The organism is Salmonella sp. 32070601201500089SM, from assembly GCF_017573605.1.
Lineage (GTDB): Bacteria > Pseudomonadota > Gammaproteobacteria > Enterobacterales > Enterobacteriaceae > Salmonella > Salmonella enterica.
In genome coordinates this window covers 1-2,283 of record NZ_JAGETK010000030.1, presented here as the reverse complement: position 1 = coordinate 2,283, position 2,283 = coordinate 1, and the positions used below count along the sequence as shown (strand labels likewise).

At 53.8% G+C, this 2,283-nt stretch carries 1 rRNA gene; it reads right to left on the bottom strand.

From position 1 onward, the window contains the following. Window positions 1-24: 24 nt before the first annotated feature. Window positions 25-2,283 (bottom strand): 23S ribosomal RNA (locus J4728_RS23630); the annotation flags it as partial.

Here is a 2,283-nt window from a genome sequence, read left to right as displayed (position 1 = left end):
CCGCCAAAACATCTTCGGCGTTGTAAGGTTAAGCCTCACGGTTCATTAGTACCGGTTAGCTCAACGCATCGCTGCGCTTACACACCCGGCCTATCAACGTCGTCGTCTTCAACGTTCCTTCAGGAGACTCTAAGTCTCAGGGAGAACTCATCTCGGGGCAAGTTTCGTGCTTAGATGCTTTCAGCACTTATCTCTTCCGCATTTAGCTACCGGGCAGTGCCATTGGCATGACAACCCGAACACCAGTGATGCGTCCACTCCGGTCCTCTCGTACTAGGAGCAGCCCCCCTCAGTTCTCCAGCGCCCACGGCAGATAGGGACCGAACTGTCTCACGACGTTCTAAACCCAGCTCGCGTACCACTTTAAATGGCGAACAGCCATACCCTTGGGACCTACTTCAGCCCCAGGATGTGATGAGCCGACATCGAGGTGCCAAACACCGCCGTCGATATGAACTCTTGGGCGGTATCAGCCTGTTATCCCCGGAGTACCTTTTATCCGTTGAGCGATGGCCCTTCCATTCAGAACCACCGGATCACTATGACCTGCTTTCGCACCTGCTCGCGCCGTCACGCTCGCAGTCAAGCTGGCTTATGCCATTGCACTAACCTCCTGATGTCCGACCAGGATTAGCCAACCTTCGTGCTCCTCCGTTACTCTTTAGGAGGAGACCGCCCCAGTCAAACTACCCACCAGACACTGTCCGCAACCCGGATTACGGGTCCACGTTAGAACATCAAACATTAAAGGGTGGTATTTCAAGGTCGGCTCCATGCAGACTGGCGTCCACACTTCAAAGCCTCCCACCTATCCTACACATCAAGGCTCAATGTTCAGTGTCAAGCTATAGTAAAGGTTCACGGGGTCTTTCCGTCTTGCCGCGGGTACACTGCATCTTCACAGCGAGTTCAATTTCACTGAGTCTCGGGTGGAGACAGCCTGGCCATCATTACGCCATTCGTGCAGGTCGGAACTTACCCGACAAGGAATTTCGCTACCTTAGGACCGTTATAGTTACGGCCGCCGTTTACCGGGGCTTCGATCAGGAGCTTCGCTTGCGCTGACCCCATCAATTAACCTTCCGGCACCGGGCAGGCGTCACACCGTATACGTCCACTTTCGTGTTTGCACAGTGCTGTGTTTTTAATAAACAGTTGCAGCCAGCTGGTATCTTCGACTGACTTCAGCTCCATGAGTAAATCACTTCACCTACGTGTCAGCGTGCCTTCTCCCGAAGTTACGGCACCATTTTGCCTAGTTCCTTCACCCGAGTTCTCTCAAGCGCCTTGGTATTCTCTACCTGACCACCTGTGTCGGTTTGGGGTACGATTTGATGTTACCTGATGCTTAGAGGCTTTTCCTGGAAGCAGGGCATTTGTTGCTTCAGCACCGTAGTGCCTCGTCGTCACGCCTCAGTGTTAAAGTGAACCGGATTTACCTGGAACACACACCTACACGCTTAAACCGGGACAACCGTCGCCCGGCCAACATAGCCTTCTCCGTCCCCCCTTCGCAGTAACACCAAGTACGGGAATATTAACCCGTTTCCCATCGACTACGCCTTTCGGCCTCGCCTTAGGGGTCGACTCACCCTGCCCCGATTAACGTTGGACAGGAACCCTTGGTCTTCCGGCGAGCGGGCTTTTCACCCGCTTTATCGTTACTTATGTCAGCATTCGCACTTCTGATACCTCCAGCATGCCTCACGACACACCTTCACAGGCTTACAGAACGCTCCCCTACCCAACAACACATAGTGTCGCTGCCGCAGCTTCGGTGCATGGTTTAGCCCCGTTACATCTTCCGCGCAGGCCGACTCGACCAGTGAGCTATTACGCTTTCTTTAAATGATGGCTGCTTCTAAGCCAACATCCTGGCTGTCTGGGCCTTCCCACATCGTTTCCCACTTAACCATGACTTTGGGACCTTAGCTGGCGGTCTGGGTTGTTTCCCTCTTCACGACGGACGTTAGCACCCGCCGTGTGTCTCCCGTGATAACATTCTCCGGTATTCGCAGTTTGCATCGGGTTGGTAAGCCGGGATGGCCCCCTAGCCGAAACAGTGCTCTACCCCCGGAGATGAATTCACGAGGCGCTACCTAAATAGCTTTCGGGGAGAACCAGCTATCTCCCGGTTTGATTGGCCTTTCACCCCCAGCCACAGGTCATCCGCTAATTTTTCAACATTAGTCGGTTCGGTCCTCCAGTTAGTGTTACCCAACCTTCAACCTGCCCATGGCTAGATCACCGGGTTTCGGGTCTATACCCTGCAACTTAACGCCC